Annotated in this window: 18 protein-coding genes; 15 read left to right on the top strand and 3 right to left on the bottom strand. The window is 57.0% G+C overall.

From position 1 onward, the window contains the following. Nucleotides 1–7: 7 nt before the first annotated feature. The 5 genes from ACKGJP_RS24780 (at nucleotide 8) to ACKGJP_RS24760 (ending at nucleotide 4827) form a co-directional block, all read left to right on the top strand. Nucleotides 8–1003, top strand: coding sequence for a metallophosphoesterase family protein (locus ACKGJP_RS24780; RefSeq protein ID WP_409341459.1), 996 nt, complete (start codon nucleotides 8–10; stop codon nucleotides 1001–1003). 395 nt (nucleotides 1004–1398) lie between these two features. Further along, the gene (locus tag ACKGJP_RS24775; RefSeq protein ID WP_409341458.1) at nucleotides 1399–2205 is read left to right on the top strand and encodes an endonuclease/exonuclease/phosphatase family protein; all 807 of its coding nucleotides are present in this window, start codon (nucleotides 1399–1401) and stop codon (nucleotides 2203–2205) included. 35 nt (nucleotides 2206–2240) lie between these two features. Beyond that, complete coding sequence (locus ACKGJP_RS24770; protein WP_409341457.1) at nucleotides 2241–3110, top strand: sugar phosphate isomerase/epimerase family protein; 870 nt, start codon at nucleotides 2241–2243, stop codon at nucleotides 3108–3110. 42 nt (nucleotides 3111–3152) lie between these two features. After that, nucleotides 3153–4166 carry a Gfo/Idh/MocA family protein gene (locus ACKGJP_RS24765; protein ID WP_409341456.1) on the top strand — a complete coding sequence of 338 codons (1014 nt, stop codon included), beginning with the start codon at nucleotides 3153–3155 and terminating at the stop codon, nucleotides 4164–4166. Nucleotides 4167–4203: 37 nt separating this feature from the next. Beyond that, a complete protein-coding gene (locus ACKGJP_RS24760; RefSeq protein WP_409341455.1) occupies nucleotides 4204–4827 on the top strand; it encodes a histidine phosphatase family protein in 624 nt (207 codons plus the stop codon). 62 nt (nucleotides 4828–4889) lie between these two features. On the opposite strand, the gene ACKGJP_RS24755 is transcribed toward ACKGJP_RS24760, so the two are convergent. The 3 genes from ACKGJP_RS24755 to ACKGJP_RS24745 form a co-directional block, all read right to left on the bottom strand. Continuing rightward, entirely contained in the window at nucleotides 4890–7529 is a 2640-nt protein-coding gene (locus tag ACKGJP_RS24755) for a CehA/McbA family metallohydrolase (RefSeq protein ID WP_409341454.1), read from the bottom strand. A 215-nt stretch (nucleotides 7530–7744) separates the two neighbouring features. After that, a complete protein-coding gene (locus tag ACKGJP_RS24750; protein ID WP_409341453.1) occupies nucleotides 7745–8293 on the bottom strand; it encodes a GNAT family N-acetyltransferase in 549 nt (182 codons plus the stop codon). 40 nt (nucleotides 8294–8333) lie between these two features. Beyond that, complete coding sequence (locus tag ACKGJP_RS24745) at nucleotides 8334–9470, bottom strand: Gfo/Idh/MocA family protein (RefSeq protein ID WP_409341452.1); 1137 nt, start codon at nucleotides 9468–9470, stop codon at nucleotides 8334–8336. 358 nt (nucleotides 9471–9828) lie between these two features. On the opposite strand from ACKGJP_RS24745, the gene ACKGJP_RS24740 reads away from it, so the two are divergent. The 10 genes from ACKGJP_RS24740 to ACKGJP_RS24695 all read left to right on the top strand — a co-directional run bounded on the left by ACKGJP_RS24740 (nucleotide 9829) and on the right by ACKGJP_RS24695 (nucleotide 21439). After that, a complete protein-coding gene (locus ACKGJP_RS24740; protein WP_409341451.1) occupies nucleotides 9829–10461 on the top strand; it encodes an SIS domain-containing protein in 633 nt (210 codons plus the stop codon). Nucleotides 10462–10696: 235 nt separating this feature from the next. Next, the gene (locus ACKGJP_RS24735) at nucleotides 10697–11836 is read left to right on the top strand and encodes an ROK family protein (RefSeq protein WP_409341450.1); all 1140 of its coding nucleotides are present in this window, start codon (nucleotides 10697–10699) and stop codon (nucleotides 11834–11836) included. A gap of 200 nt (nucleotides 11837–12036) precedes the next feature. Further along, nucleotides 12037–13023, top strand: coding sequence for a DUF4432 family protein (locus ACKGJP_RS24730; RefSeq protein WP_409341449.1), 987 nt, complete (start codon nucleotides 12037–12039; stop codon nucleotides 13021–13023). Between the two features lie 50 nt (nucleotides 13024–13073). Further along, nucleotides 13074–15158, top strand: a complete 2085-nt coding sequence (locus tag ACKGJP_RS24725; RefSeq protein WP_409341448.1) for a hypothetical protein — start codon at nucleotides 13074–13076, stop codon at nucleotides 15156–15158. 41 nt (nucleotides 15159–15199) lie between these two features. Then, the gene (locus ACKGJP_RS24720) at nucleotides 15200–15991 is read left to right on the top strand and encodes an HAD family hydrolase (RefSeq protein ID WP_409341447.1); all 792 of its coding nucleotides are present in this window, start codon (nucleotides 15200–15202) and stop codon (nucleotides 15989–15991) included. Nucleotides 15992–16013: 22 nt separating this feature from the next. Further along, the gene (locus ACKGJP_RS24715; protein ID WP_409341446.1) at nucleotides 16014–18407 is read left to right on the top strand and encodes an alpha-glucuronidase family glycosyl hydrolase; all 2394 of its coding nucleotides are present in this window, start codon (nucleotides 16014–16016) and stop codon (nucleotides 18405–18407) included. After that, complete coding sequence (locus ACKGJP_RS24710) at nucleotides 18397–19416, top strand: exo-alpha-sialidase (RefSeq protein WP_409341445.1); 1020 nt, start codon at nucleotides 18397–18399, stop codon at nucleotides 19414–19416. Before ACKGJP_RS24715 ends, ACKGJP_RS24710 begins: the two co-directional genes overlap by 11 nt. After that, on the top strand, nucleotides 19397–19648 hold the full coding sequence (locus ACKGJP_RS24705; RefSeq protein WP_409341444.1) for a hypothetical protein: 252 nt from the start codon (nucleotides 19397–19399) through the stop codon (nucleotides 19646–19648). Before ACKGJP_RS24710 ends, ACKGJP_RS24705 begins: the two co-directional genes overlap by 20 nt. After that, on the top strand, nucleotides 19611–20357 hold the full coding sequence (locus ACKGJP_RS24700; protein WP_409341443.1) for a ThuA domain-containing protein: 747 nt from the start codon (nucleotides 19611–19613) through the stop codon (nucleotides 20355–20357). Before ACKGJP_RS24705 ends, ACKGJP_RS24700 begins: the two co-directional genes overlap by 38 nt. A 23-nt stretch (nucleotides 20358–20380) precedes the next feature. Beyond that, nucleotides 20381–21439, top strand: a complete 1059-nt coding sequence (locus ACKGJP_RS24695) for a Gfo/Idh/MocA family protein (protein WP_409341442.1) — start codon at nucleotides 20381–20383, stop codon at nucleotides 21437–21439. Nucleotides 21440–21654: the final 215 nt, after the last annotated feature.

The raw sequence follows: 21654 nt of genomic DNA, 5'->3' as shown, positions 1-21654 counted from the left end.
GGATCGCATGACCGCCATGAAAGGGAATAAACAATTGGCTTTTCGCGAGGACGGCACGTTCACGATCGTGCAAATCGCGGATTTGCATTATGAAGGCGGCGTACCGGAGGATTTGCGCACGATCGCCGTCATCGAATCGGTTCTGGCGGCGGAACGGCCTGATCTCGTCGTCTTTACGGGAGACGCGGTCAAAGGGAACCGCTGCGACCACCAGCTGGAGCAGCTTCTGGAGCTGACGGCGCTTCCGGAGAAATTCGGGATTCCGTATGCGATTGCGCTCGGCAATCACGATTCGGAGCACGACATTTGCACGCGCGCCGAATTGATGGAAGGCGTATCCCGCCGCGAGCTCTGCCTGGCCGAAGCCGGTCCGGAGGACGTTACCGGCGTGGGCAATTACGTGCTTCAGGTGTGCGGGAGAGACGGGGAGGAAGCGAAGGCGGCGTTGTATTTTTTCGATACGGGATGCAGCGCGCCCAAGCATATTATCAAAAGCTACGCCTGGCTGGAGCGCGATCAGGTGGATTGGTACATCCGGCAGTCCGCCGCGTTCACCGAGCGTTACGGCGAACCTTTGCCCGCGCTTGCTTTCTTCCATATCCCGCTGCCGGAGTACAATGACGTTTGGGATCTTCATACGTGCTTCGGAGTCAAAAATGAAAACGTCGGTTGTCCCCGGCTGAATACGGGCATGTTCGCAGCGATGAAGCAGATGGGCGACGTCATGGGAACGTTCGTCGGCCACGACCACACGAACGATTACTGCGGCGAGCTGTACGGCATATGGCTTTGCTACGGGCGTGCCGGGGGCTATAATACCGCCGGGGAGGATGCGGAATTCCCCCGAGGCGCAAGGGTGATCCGGCTCCGCGAGGGCGAGCGCAGCTTCCAAACGTGGCTGCGCATGGAGGACGGTACGGTCGTGGCGCAGCAGGAAGAGCATGCTCCGGTCGGCCGGCTGCCGGCTGTTCCGAGGCCGGCGAAGACTGCCGACGTCGGGTAGAGCCATTCTATCCAAGCCTAGGTACACTTAGCCGAAGCTCCGGCGAAGAAGATAGTGAACGTAGGTTCACTGTTAGTGAACCCAGATTCACTATTTGTAGCGGATCCGGGGCTTTACAGCTGAATAATGAAGCCAAGTTTACTAATAGTGAACTTGGCGGGCTGAATTGGACTCTATGGTTCACTAACCGGCCAAAAGCTGCACTACCGATGGGAAATAGTGAGCTTTGGTTCATTATTAGTGAACTTTGGTTCACTAACCGGCCTAAGGCTGCTCTAGCGATAGGAAATAGCGAGCTTAGGGTCATTAACGGTTCGAAGGACCGGCCGGGCGGCAAGCGCGGAGCTGGCTGGTGAGCCTGCCCATACTAAGGACGACATACGGAGTGAGATGCCATGAATGCGAGGAATATGACGGTCATGACTTTCAATCTGCGCAGGCAATCGGCGGAGGATGAAGGGAATGCGTGGACGTACCGTAAGGGATACGCAGCCGAAGTCGTGAAGCGGTATCGTCCGACCGTGGCGGGGACCCAGGAGGGTCTTCGCGACATGCTGGAAGATCTTGACCGGGAGCTGCCGGATTACGGCAGGGTCGGCGAGGGAAGGAACGGCGGGACCGAAAACGAGTATAACGCCATTTATTACCGAAAAGAGGAGCTTGCGGTACGGGATTGGGGACAGTTTTGGCTGTCCGAATATCCTTCCGAACCAAGACTGATGAGCTGGGGAGCCACGCATCACCGGATTTGCACTTGGGCGCATTTTCAATACCGGGACGAACCGCAAAAGCAATTTCTTCACTATAACACGCACTTGGACCACCGCAGCCAGTTAGCCCGGGTGAAAGGCAGCGTCCTACTATGGGAGCGTATGTCGGAGCACAGGAACCGGTTGGAGCTTCCCGCTCTGCTTACGGGAGACATGAACGCCGAGCCGGATAATCCGGTTATCGCTTTTTGGCGCGGCCAATCGGAGGCAAGCGGGGTTCCCTGTACGCTGAAGGATGCTTACTCGGTTTTGACCGGCAGTCCGGGACGGTCCTTTCACGGCTTCAAGGGAGGCGAGGAAGGCGGGCCGATCGATTATATTTTCGTTACGCCCGATGTCCGTGTGGAAGGCGTGGCGATTATCCGCGACAGGTTCGACGGCAAGCATCCTTCCGACCATTATCCGGTTCTGGCCAAGATCCGTTTGGAGTAGAAGTTTGGAGCGACTAAAAAGCGAGGGGTGATCGCATGAAGCTCGGTATCAGCAGCTACAGCTTAAATTCCTGCATTGCGTCAGGGGAAATGGATATTTTCCAAGCGATTGGGTGGATCCGCGAGCAGGGCGCGCAGCATGTGGAAATCGTGCCGTTGTCCGGGATGAAGGAGCAAATGAAGGACGAGCGGTACGTGGCGGATATTCGCCGGACGGCCGCGGAGGAAGGACTGGATATTTCCAATTATGCCGTCGGCGGCAATTTTGCCGATAAGGACGATGCTGCGTTAAGAGCCGAAATCGAGAGAATGAAGCGGCAGGTGGATATCGCCCATGCCCTTGGCGCGAAGCTGATGCGGCACGACGTAGCCAAAAGGCCGATCGACCAGTGTTCGATCGACCGGTTTGAAGCGGATCTGCCGGCGATTGCCCAAGCCTGCGGCGAGGTTGCCGATTATGCGGCCGGCTACGGAATTACGACCAGTCTCGAAAATCACGGCTACTACGTGCAATCGAGCGACCGGGTACTCCGGGTGCTTGAGCGCGTCAACCGGCCCAACTATAAAACGACGGTGGACGTCGGCAACTTCATGTGCGCGGACGAAGATCCGCATATTGCGGTCGCCAAGATGATGCCGCACGCCTCCATGGTGCACATTAAAGACTTTTATTCCCGCAAGCGCTGCAAAAATCCGGGAGAAGGCTGGTTTCCCACCCTCTATGGAAACTACTTGCGCGGAGCGATCGCAGGCTTCGGCTCCCTCGATCTGCCTCATCTTTTATCGACGATCAAGTCGTCCGGCTATGACGGGTATTTATCCATCGAGTTCGAAGGTATGGAGCCTGCACGTATCGGCGCAAGGATTGCGTTCGATAACGTGCGCCGAATATGGGATGAGGTTTAAGCGGATTAAGGATTTCATGGAGCGGAACGGAGGGCGGTTGCATTGAAAATCGCGATTGTCGGCTGCGGTACGATGGGCGAGCTGTACGCCCGCAATCTGTCTCAAATTGACGGCGTCAACGTGACAGCCGTCTGCAGCACGCGTTTGGAAGCTGCCGAGCTTACGGCTGCCTTGTGCGGAGCGGCTCCGTATACGTCATACGAGAAGATGATGGAAGAAACGGATCCTGACGTTCTATGCGTGACGCTGCCCACCTATTTGCATAAGGAATATGTGCTGGATGCGGCGCGGCGGGGCAAGCATGCGATTTGCGAAAAGCCGATCGCGCCCCATTTGGCGGATGCGGCGGAGATGATAAGCGCGTGCGAAAAAGCGGGCGTCCGATTGTTCGTTGGGCACGTGCTGCGGTTTTACCCCGATTACGAGCTCGTCCGGCAAAAGGCGGCTTCAGGCGCGATCGGCGAGGTCGAGGCCGCTCATTTGAAGCGGGGCGGCTCGCATCCCGGTTTGGCGCGGTCATGGTACAACGATCCGGCTAAGAGCGGCGGCGTCATACTCGATCTGCTCATTCACGATATCGATTATGCCCGGTTCGTGCTGGGAGAGGTAAGAACGGTTTATGCGCATAACAAGCGGGGGGATGCAACGGACCACGCTTTAATCACGCTGCAGTTCGAGAGCGGCGCCATTGCCCATGTGCAAGGCTTCTGGGGCTACCCGGGGCCGTTTACCGCGGAGGTCGAGTTTATCGGCAGAAACGGCGTTGCAAGGTACAGCAATTTGGAAGGGAAGACGGAGGGGCAAGAGGAACCGGAAACGGCATCGACGCCGGACGCGGGGCTGAAAGAAGTGCCTAAGGTCGTCGTTGAGGAAGGACCGTCGGAAATTAGCCCGTTTCGCGTGCAATTCGAGCATTTTTTGGCGTGCATCGGCCATGGCGGGGAGCCGCTAGTAACCGCTTGGGACGCTTATAAAGCCGTTGAAATCGCACTGGCCGCTAACGAATCGGCGCGTACGGGAATGCCTGTTCAGCTGCCTTTGGCTGCTGCGGATTAGAAATGTATGGAGGCGCTTGACGCAAGGAGGGAACGGCATGGAATTATTCATTATCCGTCATGGCGAGTCCATCACGAATACTTCGCCTACGCTGCTGGCGGACGGCGGATTGACCGAACGGGGACGCGCGCAGGCCGAGAAAGTAGCGGTATGCATGGCGGGTGCCCGCCTTACGCATATTTTCTCGAGTCCGCTGATGCGTGCCGTGGAAACGGCGCAGCCGCTCGCGCGGGCGGTGAAGCTGCCGGTCGAGGTATGGCTCGACGCGCATGAGGTGTGGACCGGTGACGGTTATCGCGGTCCTACGACGGAGCAGCTTGCCGAGAAGTATCCAGAGATCCGGTTTGCCGAAGACGCGGAGTCCGATCCGCTCGGCTGGCACTGCCCCGGCGGCGAAACGTCGCAGACCGGTTACCGGCGGGCCGGGCGCCTGCTCGAGAGGCTTCGCAGCCGTTTCACGGGGGATGAACGGGTAGCCTTGTTCGCGCACGGCGCCCTAAACCGCAGACTGATGCTGGCGGCACTCGGGCTTGAATATTCAAGCCCGTTAAGGCCTTACGGCGATAACGGCTGCGTGTGGTGGCTCGGCTTCGAAGGAAGCCGATTGTGTATCCGGTATATCGGACCGGCGATCCCGCAGCTTTTTCAAGTTGCAGAATAAGCGTTCGCGCAAAGAAGAGGACTGCCCGGTACGATCGGCGGCCCTCTTTTTTCTAACGTAACTTAATGATGATGCCCGTGACCGTCGTGCTTGCCATGCCGGTGATCGTCATGAGACGGATGATGACTGTGCCGGTGCTGATCGGCCGCCGAATGCCGGTGCATGACCCCGTTCTGATGCATCCGGTTGTGCAGCTCGCGGTGCGCGCTCGTCAGCGTCATGAGCAGGCGCTTGTAGGTCTGGTCGTCGGCTTTCGTGGCGAGCGATTTCACATAGGCGGTCGACCCTTCGATCTGCTCTAGGATCGTAACCGCATCGGATGCGCGGAAGCACGGCTTTCCTTCGACGTTAACCATCACCGCACTGGAGTGGGCGGCGATCATTTCGCTCTGGTCGTGGTATTTGCCGCGAATCCGAAGGGCGATCCAGCAGCTTTCCTTGACCGGTACCGACCAGTGGCCGGCATAGTGGCCCGCTTCCGGATCCGTCGTCTGCATTTCGCGGAGCTCGCCGTTCACGACGAGCTCGATTTTGGTGACGGGTACGGTGACGGACGATACTTGCCAAACGACGTCCAGCGTGCCGCCGGATGCCGGCAGGTGAAGCCGGGAGCCCATCTCGCCATCGCCCGCCCGAAAATCGAGCAGCGGACCGAGCGTAGCGAACGTATGCCCCCGCCGCACGGCATTCATCCAACCGTCGTATGTAAACGGTTCGTCTTGAATGAGCGCGTAAGTGCGTATCGTGCCGACGGCTGTCGCTTGCGACATTTTGTCGGTTCCTCCAACGGCCGGCAGCATGTACCCGCAATTCAAGTACCGGTACCAGTCGGACAAGGAATAGGGGTTGATGCCGATATTTTCGAAGGAGCACATTTCTACCGCGTCGACTTCTCCGATTACGATAGCGGCGGCGCCTTCCGCCCGCGGGTTCGGCAGATGGGGCATGACGACAAGCCCGTTCTGCTCGCGGCAGCGCCTCGCCCATTCGCTGATCGTCGCCTCGAGCGGATCGCCGAGTCCCGATTCGTCGGGTCCGCCTGAACATAACGGCAAAATCATTTTACCCTCGTATCCTAGCAAGGATATGTGTCCCAGGACATGCTGGCGGTTTTCCGTTCCGACGCGTACCAAGTATTCTCCGGTGCCGCCGTTTTCCTTGCTGCCGATCGTCGTTTTTCCGTCGAAGTCGCCAAGATTGCTGAACATTTCGCCCCACTGGCTCGTAAGCACGTTGACGACATTGACGCCCTCGGCTTCCCCTTCCAGCAGCGCCGTCTGGGGAGACAGAAAATGGACGTGCGTATCGGCCGTCACCCAGCCCTTTTGCCGCCAGGGCAGTACCTGCTCAAGCTCTACGGTGATCATATCGGTCTCGCTGGTGATCGTATAGGATCGGCGAACCGGGCGGATTTCGAAGCCTTTCGTGATTTCAACGTAAACGGTTCCGAGCGGGAGCTTGTATTCCGCTTCGCCGTCGATGTAAGCGCTGTAGTGATATTGCTGCACATACTCCGCTCCGTAATCCTCGAACCAGTGCGAATTGGGCAGCCGATGACCGTTAACCGGAGCGATATATTCGCCGAACGAGCCGTGGACATGGATTTTGGCGGCGATTTTACGCCCGCTGGTCCGATCGACGACGCGAACGGTCACTTTGCGTGCGACATGCTCCATTAAGGTCCATTCCGGGGATACGGCCAGCATATGCAGCGGAATGACGCGGATACCGCCGTCTTCCGGCTTCACGGTTAATCGGGCGTCCGGATGTGCCGTATAATCGATGATCCACTCGTTCGGCTTGGCTGAAGGGAGACGCGGATTCGGATGGTCAAGCCAGCTGTCGTGATGGTATTCGAGAGCCGGCGCTACGGCGATCACTTCACCCAAGTCGAGCCGGATATTGGCATGCTCGCCGTAAGGCTGCGGGACGAAGCCGGGTTCGGATACGTATCGCATTTGCCGGCGGGCTTCCCAGCGGAACGGATTGGAGGTCAACCGGCTGCGCGTAATGCCGAAAATAAAGGCCGTTCCGTCGACGGGCCGCATGGAGAGCCCGATCAGCTGTTTGTCCGGGTGCGGGTTCTCAAGCGCATACAGCCAGTGATGCATCAGACTGCCGAAGCCTTGAAACGTAGTGCGCAGCTGGCTTTGTCCCCAAGGAATGACCGGGGCTTCCTTATCAAGCAGGTCCGTGTTCGTCGTCATCGTGCGGGGCTTGACGTGTTTAACCGATTCGAAGCTGTTCTCGCCCCATTTGACTTGAAATTCGCTGATCTGATAGCGCCTGCGAATCGGAATCGACGCCTCCGTTCCGTCGGAATAACGCAGCACATAGTCGCACACCGTTTCACCGAGGCGGGGGGTGCCCATCATCGGGCTTATAATATCGCCATGATCGGCCGGACTCTCTTTGAAGTCGGCCGCATGCAGCAGCAGCAGCTGGGGGTCGTGCAACGGCTCCGGAAAAGCGATCTCGATTTCGCGGTCTTTCAGAAGAATGACATTGTTCGCTTGGTCCTGCGGACCGAGCCGGAAGGGGATCCCCCATAGCTCATGCTCGCCGGTAAGCAGCCGCTCCTTGTGGGAAAGAACGGCGGCGGAGCAGTCTCCTGCTTGCAGTCCTGCGATGTTTCGGTTGTAGGCCGCGGATAAGTCCACGGGAACGAAACGCTCGTCGGTTATCGTCGGTTTCTGGTTCATGGATATCCTCCTCGTAAGCCAAACCTATCATTCATCCCATGAACGTAGGCATCATTTGTTAGGTTAGATTCTTCGTAATTCGGACAAAACGTAGCGTCAAACTGTTGCACCCAGACGAGCACTATAGTTCAACACTTCTTGCCTCCGACTGTTCTCCTGGTAACGTAAGATCGCATGATCCCGGCACGGGGCCACCTTTCTATAAAATGTGCGGCTCAGCCAGGTAATAGCTTTAAAACCTCGGCGTTTCCAAGCGTTTCGGCAATTTGCCGCCACCGCTGAACATGATTTTCATGGGCCATTTGCGGATGAAAGCCAAGCTTCAAATAAGTAACAATGGCAGGAATGCGATAATCGTCCGTGTGCAGTACGGCGCTTTTCCTTCCTTCTTTGACCATTTGCTGCAAAGCGGCGAGACTCACTATATGACCTAGCTTCTTGCCGCTATACGAAGGAAGAACCCCGACCATATGCAAATAACCGGTCTGTTCGCCCCATGCCGACTTGTGCCAGGCACATGCTGTAGCTACGGGGCGGTCATCATGGCAGACAAAGAGGACCCGTTCCGGCTTGAAGGCGTCCCTTTCGGAAATATGTTTTGCAAAATCGTATTCCTTTTGAAAGGATGCTTTGATAATCCCATTCCATGCCGTATCGTCGCCCGGCCGGTAGGTACGAACGGAATAACCGGAATGCAGTTGAAGCGGGGGAAGATCGGACAGGCTGGAGAGGAACATGACGAGCTGCGGATGATAAGCGTTCACCCTAATACCCCCTTCGATAGCGATATCATGAAACATTGTGTTATATCTTGACGATCTGATCTTTGTACGGGATATGACCGCGAAAATTAGGCATAGCTATCGCTTTGCCGCCGTTCATAACCGACAATTCGGACAACAACCCGACCGCGGTCCACTCGCAAGCGTCGTACACATCGATTTCCGGCTTCTTAATCCCTTTGATGGCGTCAACAAAATCCTGAACGATGAAAAAATCGCCGCCCCAATGCCCTGTTTTTCTCTGCTCCTCGGTGACTTGTTTGTAACGTTCGGGCAGCAAATCGTAATACTCGGATAACGGCTTCCAGCGGACGGAGTCCTCCCCCATCGTAGTCAACCATATTTTATGCTGATCGCCTAAACCGCGTGGAGCTTCGTAACTTCCTTTTGTACCTTGAAGCGAATAATATTTCATGTTGTGCGGTCTGTTCGAAAGACAATCGACGCGAATTTTAATCAACTTCCCGCTTGCCAATTGGCACATGGTAATCGTGGTATCCTCCTGACGGTATTCCGGGGAGGTATGCCATCCGGTACCGAAGCAGGAAACGGATTGGATCCGGTCACCCTGAAACCACTGCATCACAGGTCCCAGACTGTGTGTCGGGTAAAAGGTCCCCCTCTTGCCAAGCTGCCAGTAATGACGCCATGTCCTTCCCGGATCCCGGTCGTCTCGTTTCGGGCGGATCGCCATATGTTTAACATTATGCAGGTATTCGCCTTCGCCGAAGTAGACGTCTCCGAACAGTCCCTGTTTTACCATGTTACGAATAAGCTGGTTTTCCGGAATGTAACAGTAGTTCTCAGCCATCATATACACTTTGTTTTGTTTTTCCACTATGTCTTTCAACCACCAGAGCTCATCCATCGTCACTCCGGCCGTCACTTCGCTCAGTACATGTTTACCGGCCTCCAGCGCTTGCAAGGTTTGAGGTACATGCATCTGCATCGGTGTGGCAATGACAACGGCGTCAATATCCGCCTCCAGCATATCTTCAAAGATTCGGAATGTTTTCGGAATGCCGTGTTTTGCCGCTTGTTTCTCCAGCAATGCCTCGTTAAGGTCGCACAAAGCGACAACCTCCGCTTCCGGGATCGAGCAGAAGCCTTTCATCGTGCTTAGTCCTCTGGCTCCGACAATGCCTACTTTTATTGTCATGTTTGTTCTCCCTCATCCATCCGATTTCCAATATGGCAGGTCTCTTTGGTGTTGCCTCCGTAAGTCCAAATGCCGGCTTCCCTCGACAAATCCCCATGTTCATAAATAAAATCGCGGGGCCAAAGCTGTTTACAAAAGCCAAGTTTTACCTATATAATACATTTAATTAATCATTAAGTAAATTAGAAAAATGTGAAAACGAGGATAGAAACGGAAGAGATCGAGCTGCACGGCAGACGGTATTTTCGAATGGAACCGGAGCATGAAGCTGCCGTAAAAGGAGGCTTTCGCATGAAAGCGGGATCTTGGGAAGGCGTTTCGATCCGGCACTTTGGGAAAGACGGAGGCGAACTATTTCATGAGCAGCAAACTGGAAGCATGCATGACCAAATATCCGGAATTGTCCGAATGCGCGGAGGATATCGGCCGGGCGTTCGAGGCGATGAGGGACTGCTACCGAAGCGGCGGCAAAGTGCTGCTCGCCGGAAACGGAGGCAGCGCGTCCGACTGCGAGCATATCGTCGGCGAGCTGATGAAAGGCTTTATGTCAAAGCGCCCGGTTCCGCAGCCGATGAGAGAACGGTTAAGCCGATTCGCGGAAGAAGGCGAATATTTGGCGGATCGGCTGCAGGGAGCGCTGCCCGCCATTTCGCTCGTCAGCCATACGGCGCTTGCGACTGCATATGCGAACGATGTGGCGGCGGATATGGTTTTCGCCCAGCAGGTGTATGGTTACGGACGCCCGGGAGATGTGCTGATCGGACTCAGCACCTCCGGCAATTCGCGAAATGTGCTGCATGCCCTCCAGGTTGCGAAAGCGCTTGATATGCGCACGATCGGGCTGACCGGCCGAAGCGGAGGGCGCATGACGGAGCTGTGCGACGTGACGATCCGGGTGCTGCACGATTGCACGCCGGACATTCAGGAGCGGCATTTGCCGGTCTACCATACCCTTTGCATGATGCTCGAGGAGGAGTTTTTCCCGCAATGACGCTGTGCGGCGGACGGAATGCCCGCTCAATCGGTTATGGCCACATATGAAGCGCAGGATAGCTGAAGGCAGCGGGGCTTAAAAAGGGCTTACCGCCAAGGAAGCTCGCTAGGCATTTACAAGAAGAGCCGAGTTTGATTATAATATCAATTAACTAAATAATTAAGTTAATAGGAGGAGACTTGCAATACAGCCTAATAAAATCGCCTATTTAAAGCAGGTTAAGCAAAGCAATATGTCCGAGGTTTTGGATCGCATTTGGCAATTTCAACAGGTTTCCCGGGTAGAACTGGTCGAGCACACCGGTCTGACCTCGGGTACGATAACGAACCTGACGGCCGAGCTGATCGAGCTCAAAATCATTCGCGAATTCGAAGCCATTTCGGGAAGTGTTGGCCGCAGAAGAGTAATGCTCGGCTTGGATACGAGCCTTTACCGCATTATCGGTCTGGATATCGGGCGGGCAACGATTGAGATCGTCGTCGTCGATTTGAACGGGAACATTGTGAAAACGATCGAACGGGATATGAGCGACCGGAAAGGGCCGGAGCAATATTTCGACGTGATCGGGCCGCTGCTGTCCGAGACGAAGCAGGAAATCGAGCAAGCGGGCTACGTCATCCTCGGCTTGGGGGCCAGCGTGCCGGGACCGATGGATTACGGCACGGGCAAGCTGCTGGATCCGCCCAATTTCCCGGGCTGGAGCGGTTTTCCGCTGAAGCGTACCTTGGAGGAAAGGTTCGGCATGGTTACGCTCATCGAGGATGACGCGCGGACTTCGGCCATGGCCGAGCGATGGTACGGACTCGGAAGGAACGTGCAGGATCTTATTTTTATTACGATGGGCGTCGGGATCGGCGGCGGCGTCGTTTCCGGCGGCAAGGTTTCCCGGGGGACGAACGGTCTGTGCGGTCAAGTCGGTCATATGACGATCGTTCTCGACGGCAAAATTTGCGACTGCGGCAACCGCGGCTGCTGGGAGACGGTCGGATCGATTCCGGGCATATTAGGCCGCTGGTCCGGCGGGAACACGATGGAACAGCTGAAGGAGGCGATCCGGCAAGGGGACTTGGAAGCGCTCCGCTGCATGGAGGATACGCTTACTTACCTGGAGACGGCGCTCATCAACGTTTACAATCTTTACGATCCGGAAATGGTTGTGTTGGGAGGGAGATTATATCCTTATTTGGCGGACTACTTGCTGCCCGTCAGAAATCACTTGCGTTCGAGACTGTACGCATTCGCCAAGGATCGGCTGCGTATAGAGCCGTCGACGTTCGGCACTTCCCAAAGCGCCGTTGGCGCCGCGGCATTGTTGTTCGGGTTTTTGCTGTCCGAGCCGGTTCGCTTGCTGTCGCTCGCTGAAGGGAGTTAGCAAGCCTCGGCGAATAAGCAAAGGCTTGTTTATATGTTTCACACAATAAACGCTTATATTTCACCGGTAAACGCACGGCGTCATAAGACGCCGAAAGGCGTTTATCGCTCAATAAACTTAAAGATTAAGTAAAGTGATCGGCGAAGTATTGCCGGGAAGAAGACGGATTCGCGGCGTACTTGAACGAAAGGAGCATGAAGATGGGAGATTCGTATCGGACGTACCGCAATACCGGCTGCAGAATCATTGACGACGTCGTTTACAAGGGCTACCGGTCCCTGTTGCTGGAAAACGACAAGCTGCTTATTCACCTGCTGTTGGATAAAGGCGGAGAACCGGTCCGCTGGCTGCATAAGCCGACGGATACGGATTTCATCTGGCACTCGCATAACGGTCTGGGTCCCCCTCATCCTCTATATGCCGAATACGAGATCGGTTATCTGGGGGGCTGGCAGGAAATGTTTCCCGAAGTCAGCTATACGTCGGTTTACCGGGGAGGAACCGTACACCGCGGGGAATCGGCGGTCACGCCGTGGGATTACCGGATCGTTAAGGACGAACCGGATGAAATCAAGGTGCTGCTGATCAATCAGATCCGATCGCTGCCTTTTCGTACGGAAAAGCTGATTACCTTGACCGCGTGCAGCGCAGTCGTCCGAATCGAGGAGACGGTGCGGAACCTGTCGCCGTCTACGGCGCTGGAGGCCAATTGGGGACATCATCTGGCATACGGGCATCCCTTTCTCGGCAAGGAATCTTACATTACGCTCGGCGAAGGCGCGAACGTGTTTCATCCGGTAACCGGGGAAAGCTGGAAATGGCCCGTCATGCGGCGGGACGGGGAGGAAACGGACTTGTCCATCATGCCGGACGCCGGAACGAGCCGCGATCTGCTCTATATATCCGTACCCGATAACAAGTACAAGTTGACGAACGCGAAAACGGACGTTTCCCTGGAAGTCAGGTGGGATGGCAGCGTGTGGCCGTATTTATGGTATTGGCAAAATTTTCAGGCGGATATGCAGTATCCGTTTTTCGGAAGCGATTACAATATCGGTTTGGAAATGTTCAACGTCCCGCCGAAATTGACGCTGAGCGAGGCTGCGGAACGAGGGTTGGCGCTTGTCGTTCCTCCTCTTGGAAGCATAACGTCATGGCTTGATTTCGAAGTGTGCTGTCCCGGCTAAGGAGACGGCGGCGGACGGCGGGAGCATTCGCAGGATGGGGAGGGAACGGGATGGCAGGGGAACGGCTTTCTTTTGCAGGGATCAGAACGAATTCCGTTTACGATAGAACGAACCTAGTTACGATTCGAAATATGGCCCGCCCTGACGCGGAGCGAGCGGAGCAATGGCCGGGAGCGGCCGATCCGGCGTTTCAAGGACTGATCGAACGGATTATTGCCGCAAGAACGGAAGGAAAGCCGGTCGTTTGGTCGATGGGGGCGCATGTCATCAAGAACGGGCTTTCGCGATACATCATCGAAATGGTGAAGCATGGGTTTCTCACGCATGTTTCGGGCAACGGGGCTACCAGCATCCATGATTTCGAGCTCGCCTTTCTCGGCGAAACGTCGGAGGATGTGGCGCGGTCCATCGAGGACGGCTCGTTCGGCATGTGGGAGGAAACCGGCCGGTTCATGAACGAGGCGATTCAGCAGGGAGCCGCGTTGGGGCTCGGCTACGGCCCGAGCTTATACCGCTACTTATCCGCCAATCCGGAAAAGTTTCCTTATTACGATGACTGCGTGTTCGTGCAATGCCAGCGCTATGGCGTACCCTACACCTGCCACATCTCGATCGGAACGGATATTATTCATCAGCATCCGATCGTCGATTACGAGGCGCTGGGCGCAACATCGGGCGAGGATTTCCGGCGGATGTGCGGCTCCATCGCCGATATGAAGGACGGCGGCGTATTTCTGAATTTCGGCTCCGCCATATCGGGGCCCGAAATTTTTCTCCGGGGCTTGTCGCTGGCCCGAAACCGGGGGCTGCCGATGCGGGACATCGTCGCCGCGAATTTCGATATCGTCCCGGTCACGGCGGATTCCCGCCCCGAAGAGTCGGACCCGGATTACCATTACCGGCCGAGGCGGGTATTGGCGGACCGCCTTCATGAAATCGGCGGCAAAGGGCTTTTGTTCCACGGTCTGCATCAGCAAACCATTCCGGCGCTCTATGACGGCCTCATGCGGAGGAAAGCGGAGCGCGGCATTCCGTTTCCGGCTGCAGCCTCAACGAGCGAAGGGGGAGAGACTGTTCCCGCGGTTTCGTCCTCGGCCGAGGCGGAAGCGGAAGCCGTAGGCGCCGCTTCCGGCATGAGCGGAGAGCTTCCGCTTGCGACGCCGTTTCCCGTCGGCTCCAGAAGGAGCCGGCTTCGCTTGGAGCAGCTGCCCGAGTCGCTGGCTGACAACGTCCCGCTATCGCCGGAAGACCGGTTTCGCGCCGGCGGATCGTTTGCCGGGCAAGCGTCGGACCCGCCGTTTGCGGATTTTATCGGCAGGCTGCGGGAAGCGAAGGAAACCGGGTGCCCGATATTGATGTCGTTAGGCAGTCATGTAATCGGGAGCGGTGTGCACCGTTATTTGACCAATCTGATCGGGCGCGGCTACATCACGCATCTCGCCTTGACCGGGGCGGCCTGCTTCCAGGATATCGAGCTGGCTGCCTTCGGCCATACGGAAGCGGTCGAAGACGGGACGCTGCGGGAAGGGAAGCTCGGGATGTGGGAAGAACCGGGAGACATCGTACACCGGGCGCTCCAGGACGGTTACGGCCGGGATTGGGGCTACGGGCAAAGCTTGGGCGAATACGCCGGCGCCCATCCGGATCGTTTTCCGCATCTCGATGAGAGCTTGCTGGGAGCTTGCCTCAAGAACGGCATCCCCTATACCTGCCATATTACGATCGGTCCGGACGATATCCAGCTTCATCCGCTTTCCGATTTTGCCGTACAAGGGCGGGCGAGCGGCTTCGATTTCCAATCTTACTGCCACACGGTCGCCCATCTGGAAGGCGGGGCTTTCGTCAATTTCGGCTCTACCGTTACCGGGCCTGAAGTGTTTCTGAAGGCGCTGTCGATCGCGCGCAATCTGCAATATCCCGTGCACCATATCACGACGGCGAACTTCGATATCGTCAGGCTGGGCGATTACCATAAGAAGGTTGGTTACGAGGATTGGGATTATTATTACCGTCCGCGCAAAAATATCGTGCACCGGCCCACGAGCCTGGGCGGGAAAGGGTTTCATTTTGAAGGGCTGCACGAGGAAACCGTGCCGGCCATATGGTCCGCTTTAACCGGCGATCCAAAAGCTTGACCAGTTGCGACCTTATTTATTCATTTGGGAGGCCATACGGGATGACATCCATTAAAGCGGTTTTATTCGATTTCGATGGCACAATTTCTACGCTGAGAGCAGGCTGGGAGGAGACGATGGCTCCGTTCATGCTGGAATCGATCGCGGGAGACCGCAGCCTAACGCCGGAGGAATCGGCGGCGCTCGCGAAGGAAATCGACGACTATATCGATCAGTCGACGGGGATTCAAACGATTTTTCAAATGCGCTGGCTGGCCGCCAAAGTCGCGGAGACGGGCTGGAACCCGGAGGTGCTAGGCGAGTGGGCGTACAAGGCGGAATATAACCGCCGGCTTCTGCTGAATGTACAGCGAAGGATTGACGATCTGCAGACGGGCCGCCGCAGTCCGTCCGACTATCTGATGAAAGGCTCCGAAGTGTTTCTGGAAGCACTCGAACGGCATGGCATCGAGATGTACGTGGCGAGCGGGACCGATCATCCCGACGTCGTGAATGAAGCCAAGGTGCTCGGGGTGCACCGGTACTTCAAGGAAATAGCGGGAGCGCCCGTCGGACGCGCCGATTGCTCCAAAGAGAAGGTGATGAGCGATCTGCTGGAGCAAAAAGGGTTTCGCGGCGAGGAGCTGGCGATTATCGGCGACGGAAAGGTCGAGATTCGAATCGCGCGGGAAAACGGCGCATTAGCTCTCGGTCTTGCGAGCGACGAGCATACGCGCGAAGGCGTAAATCCGGTCAAGCGGGCCAGGCTGCTGGCCGCAGGAGCGGAGCGGATAGCGGGCGATTTCTCGGATACGGCGGCATGGCTCGATTGGCTGGGGATCAAGGAGAGTTGAAAAGAGCGGAGGCGTGAACGTCATGGACATCGATTTAACCCGGGCCGTTGTCGTTTGCTCTGGGGAAGCCGCAGGCGCCGAAGCCAAAGCGGTTGACGTGCTGATTGAAGAATTGGCGGTCCGAACGGGGATCGAGCTGAGCCGTCTGCATGCGTTCCCTAAGCAGCCCGTACCGGTCATTGCCGTAGGCACGATCGAATCGTTAAGCGGGATTCCGGATCTGGCGCGGCCTTCGGACGTTCCGCAGCTGAAGCCGGAAGGGTATATGCTGCGGACGGTAGGCGAAGCAGGGGCGCAAACCGTTTGGATTGCCGGTGCAGATGCCCGCGGCGTGCTGTATGGGGTTGGGAAGCTGCTGAGGCGTTTGCGCTGGGGAGCGGAATCGATCCGGCTGGAAGCCCCTCTGGATGTGATATCTGCGCCTTATTCCTCGATACGCGGTCATCAGCTCGGCTATCGGCCCAAAAATAACGCGCTCGACGCCTGGGATACCGGCCAGTTCGACCGCTACATCAGGGAGCTCGCCCTTTTCGGGGCGAACGGCATCGAAATATTGCCTCCGCGCACCGACGACCATCCGACCGGACCGCTGATGAAGGTCGAGCCGCTCGAAATGATGGTGCGGCTTGGCGAAATCATCGATAGCTACGGCCTCGATACTTGGATTTGGTATCCGAATATGGGCGAGGATTATTCCGACCCGGAAACGATTCGGGCGGAACTCGCGGAGCGGGAGCAAATATTCCGCAAGGTGCCGCATATCCGCGCGCTGTTCGTTCCCGGAAGCGATCCGGGGAAGCTGGAACCGGATCCGTTATTCGCGTGGCTGGCGCAAGTGGCGGAGCTGCTGCATCGCTACCACCCCGAGGCGAAAATATGGGTGTCGCCGCAAATTATGCGCTACGATTCCGCCTCTTGGATGGAGGCCTTCTACCGGCAGGTGAATGCGGAGCCGGAGTGGCTGGGCGGGATCGTATTCGGTCCGCATGTCGACGTTCCGCTGCCGGAGCTGAGAACGCTTATCCCGGCGAAGTACCCGATTCGTAGGTACGAGGATATTACGCATAATTACCACTGCCAGTATCCGGTGGCCGACTGGGATTTGCCCTTCGCGCTGACGCTCGGGAGGGAAAGCTGCAACCCGCGGCCGAACGCCCAGAAACATATCCACAATTTGCTGGCGCCTTATGCGGCGGGCAATATCGGGTATTCGGAAGGAATCAACGACGACGTCAACAAATTCGTCTGGTGCGGCCAGGACTGGGATCCGAAGACGCCCGTCGCCGAGACGATTCTGGAATACGCGAGATGGTTTATCGATAGCGAGCGCGGCGAGGCGATCGCCGAAGGACTGTTCGCTTTGGAAGAAAACTGGGTGGGACCGCTTGCCGCGAACGACGGCGTCGAAATCACGCTGCAGAAGTGGCAGCGGATCGAGCGCGAAGCCCCTGCCCGGGTACATGGCAATTACCGCTTCCAGATGCATCTGCTGAGAGCTTATTACGATGTCTACGTAAAGCGGAGGCTCAATTACGAGACCGAGCTCGAGCAGGTAGCGAAGGATGCGCTGCGGCAGGCTTCGCTTGCCGGAAGCTTGGCTGCGGCCGAGCGGGCGGAAGCCATTCTGGCGCAAGCGGCAGAGCAGCCTGTCGCCCGGTTCTATCGCGAGCGTTGCGAGAAGCTGGCCGACGAGCTATTCCGCAGCATCGGGTATCAGTTGACCGTTTCGCGGCATTTCGCCAGATCGCAGGGAAGAGGAGCTTTCATGGATGCGATCGACGCGCCGCTGAACGACATTCGCTGGCTTCGCGCGCAGCTTGCCCTCGTCCGCGATACGGATGACGAGCAGGAACGGCTGGCGTTGATCGATCGCGCCTTGAACCGCACGAATCCCGGGCCAGGCGGATTTTACGATCATTTGGGCTCCTACCGCGGTTTTCGCCGTGTCGAACCGGGGGCAGGCTGGAAAGACGACCCCGGCTATTTAACCTCGCCGAGAATCGCCCATGCGATGCATCTGCTATCGATGCCTGAAGATCGCCAGCGGGAGCTGGGGGGCATTCCGCTGGCGTGGATCGCCCATGCGAACGCATTGCTCGACACGCCGATCGTCGTCCGTTACGATGCGCTCGACCCGACTGTCCCTTATACCGTCAAAGTCGTCTACATCGGCGAGACGAGCGGCAGAACGCCAAGGGACTGCTGGGTAAGGCTTACCGCGAACGACGGCTTCGTGCTTGACGACGAGGTTGCCGTGAAGGCCGGAACGGTAACGGTGCGCGAATGCAGCGTCCCCGTTGAAGCGATACGGGGCGGCAAGCTGAAGCTGACTTTTGTTCGTACCCGCGGGTTTAAACGATTGAATGTTGCGGAAATATGGCTCATACCGGAAAAGGGGGATATGCATGCTGGTTGAAACGATAAATAAGGAGTTCATTTTTGACGACGACCGTCCTTTCCGGTCTTGTCATGCCTCTACCTTGATTGTCCTTGATCGGGACAACGTGCTGGCAGCCTGGTTTGCGGGTACGGAGGAAGGAACCGACGACGTCGGCATTTGGGGATCGCTTCGGTCAAACGGCGCATGGAGCGAACCGCGGCATATTGCCGGCGACGGCAGCGAGCCTTTGTGGAATCCGGTATTGTACCAAGGGGCGGATGGAATCATTGCTTTGTATTATAAAGCCGGCAAAAAAATTCGCAGCTGGCGGACGATGGTTATGACCTCTGCCGACGGCGGCATGACCTGGTCTTCGCCGAAGGAACTGGTTCCCGGAGATGTCGGCGGACGCGGCCCTGTCAAAAACAAGCCGATTCCGCTAAGCGGAGGCGTGCTCGCCGCTCCTGCTTCCATCGAAACGAAGGAGCGGTGGGACGCGTTCGCGGACTTGTCCTTCGACGGGGGCGCGAGCTGGCAGAGGAGCGAGACGGTTCCGCTCAGAAGGGTAACGTTGCCGCCTTCCGGGGAAGCGCCTTCCGATCCGCATGCGGTAGTTCATAAAGGCGTTATTCAGCCTACGCTGTGGGAATCTTTGCCCGGACAAGTGCATATGCTGCTCCGAAGCACGGAAAGCTCCATTTTTCGGAGCGATTCCATGGACGGGGGGCGCACGTGGTGCGAAGCGTATGCGACCGGATTGCCGAACAACAATAGCGGGATCGATCTCGACCGGTTGGATAACGGCATGCTGGCGCTCGTCTATAATCCGGTTAGCGGGAGACACGGTGAGCGTACGCCGCTCGTTGTCCGCTTTTCGCAAGATAACGGGCGAAGCTGGGAGCAGGAGCTCGTACTGGAAGACGAACCCGGCGAGTATTCGTACCCCGCGATCGTCGCTTGCGGCGGCGAGCTTCATCTTACGTACACCTGGAAGAGGGAACGGATCGCGTACCGGCGGGTGACGCTTGCTAGGAAAGAAGGATGACGACTTAATCCGCCTTCCGTATCCGGTATCGGCCAAATATTTGGCTGCGCTGCAAGGAATCCGGATGGAGCTGCACGGCCGGTGGCCGAATCAGAAGCTGCCTGCGGAAGACGCGAAAACGCTTGAGTGTTTTACGAAACGTATTCGAAGCGGAACGGCGCCCGCTAACGAAAACTCATTAGGGAGGCAGAGCGATGATTCGAGTCACGATTTGGAACGAGTACAGTCATGAGCTGCGTAAGGAAAAGGTGGCCCGCATCTATCCGAAAGGGATACACGGCGCCATTGCCGACGGTCTAGCTCCGGACGGCTATGCGATCCGGACCGCTACGCCGAACGAGCCGGAGCACGGGTTGACGGACGAGGTGCTTCGCGATACGGACGTCCTGATCTGGTGGGGGCATCGCTCGCACGAGGAAGTCGACGACGCCGTCGTGCAGAAGGTGCACGACAGGGTGCTGGAGGGCATGGGGTTTATCGCGCTTCACTCGAGTCATTATTCCAAAGTGTTCCGCAAGCTGATGGGGACGTCCTGCTCGTTGTCCTGGAGGGTCGCGGACGAGAAGGAACGGCTGTGGGTCGTGAACCCGGCGCATCCGATCGCCCGCGGGGTGGACCGCTATTTCGAACTGGAGCAGGAGGAAATGTACGGGGAATTTTTCGACATCCCCGATCCCGAAGAGCTGATATTCGTCAGCTGGTTTCAAGGAGGCGAAGTATTCCGGAGCGGCTGCACGTTCCGGCGGGGAAGCGGCAAAATCTTTTACTTCCGTCCCGGTCACGAGACGTATCCGACCTTTCATCATCCGGCCGTCATGCGGGTCATCTCGAACGGGGTTCGCTGGGCTGCTCCCGATCCGGAGTCCGTGCCGTACGCAAGGCCCGAAGGCCCGGCTCCCGCACTTGAGCAAGTGCCGAACCCGAAGCCGGTTAAACCGTAAACCCATAAGGAGGCAGGATCGCAATGGCAAAATTGAAAGTAGGAGCAGTCGGAACCGGCGGCATGTTCAAGGGATCGCATTTGACCGCCTGGCTTGCGAACCCGGACACCGAGCTCGTCGCTTTATGCGACGTCAACAAGGAAGCGGCGGAGAAGATTGCCGCGGAGCATAACATTGCCGACGTGTATGAGGATTACCGCGATTTGCTGGCGCGCGGCGATCTGGACATCATTAACATTTGCACGCCCAATCTGTATCATTCCGAGATCGCGGTTGCGGCGTTGAAGGCCGGCAAGCACGTCTTTTGCGAAAAGCCGGACGCCGCGAGTCCGGAGGAAGCCGTCAAAATGGCGGAGGCGGCCAAGGAGAGCGGCAAAGTGCTGATGGTCATGCGCAACAACCGGTTTCGTTCGGTCGCGCAATTTCTCAAAGCTTATGTCGAGAAGGGCCATATGGGCGAGTGCTATACGGGCAGATGCGGATGGATCCGCAGAAGGGGGATTCCCGGCAAGGGCGGCTGGTTTACGACGAAGGAGCTTTCCGGAGGCGGGCCTCTCATCGATCTTGGCGTCCATATGATCGATCTGGCGGTCTGGATCATGGGGAATCCGAAGCCGGTATCGGTCAGCGGTTCGGTGTATACGAAGTTCGCTGCAACCGAGTTGTCCGACTCGGAACACAGCGCGTTCGGTCAACAGCAGGATGATGGCGTCTTTGACGTGGAGGATTTAGCTACAGGCTTTATCCGTTTTGCGAACGGCGCGACGCTGCAAATCGAATTCAGCTGGGCGTCGAATATCGAGCAAGAGACACGTTTTGTCGAGCTTCGCGGGACGAAAGCAGGCTTTAGCTTGAACAACGATGATTTGAAGCTTTTTACGGAAATCGAAGGGACGCTGTGCAACATCCAGCCGCAAATCGTCAAGAACGGGCACGGGCACGGGGCGAATATCCATCACTTCGTCGATGTCGTTCAAGGGCGGAAGGAGCCGCTTTTCACGCCGGAGCAGGGCATCGATATGATCAGGATCTTGAGCGCTATCTATGAATCGGCAAAGCTCGGTAAAGAGATCCAGCTGTAACGATCAAACGGATGGATGGAACGAATGATCTGGTAATCATATATTTTTGTATTCTCTCGAGTAGCAGGCTGCGATTAGTAATTCGGTAATGGAAGATTAATGAGGAGCTTTCGGTGATCCCTCGATCACTGAAGGCTCCTTATTTGCATAACGAATCGCTTCTTAAGCAGATGGAGCAGGGCATTGACGGCAGTCTTCGGGGAGCTGCTGCCCGA

The sequence above is a fragment of the Paenibacillus litoralis genome (genome assembly GCF_046244365.1).
Classification (GTDB): Bacteria; Bacillota; Bacilli; order Paenibacillales; family NBRC-103111; genus Paenibacillus_V.
The sequence above is the reverse complement of the archived record's forward strand: the minus strand, read 5'-3'. Positions and strand labels throughout refer to the sequence as shown.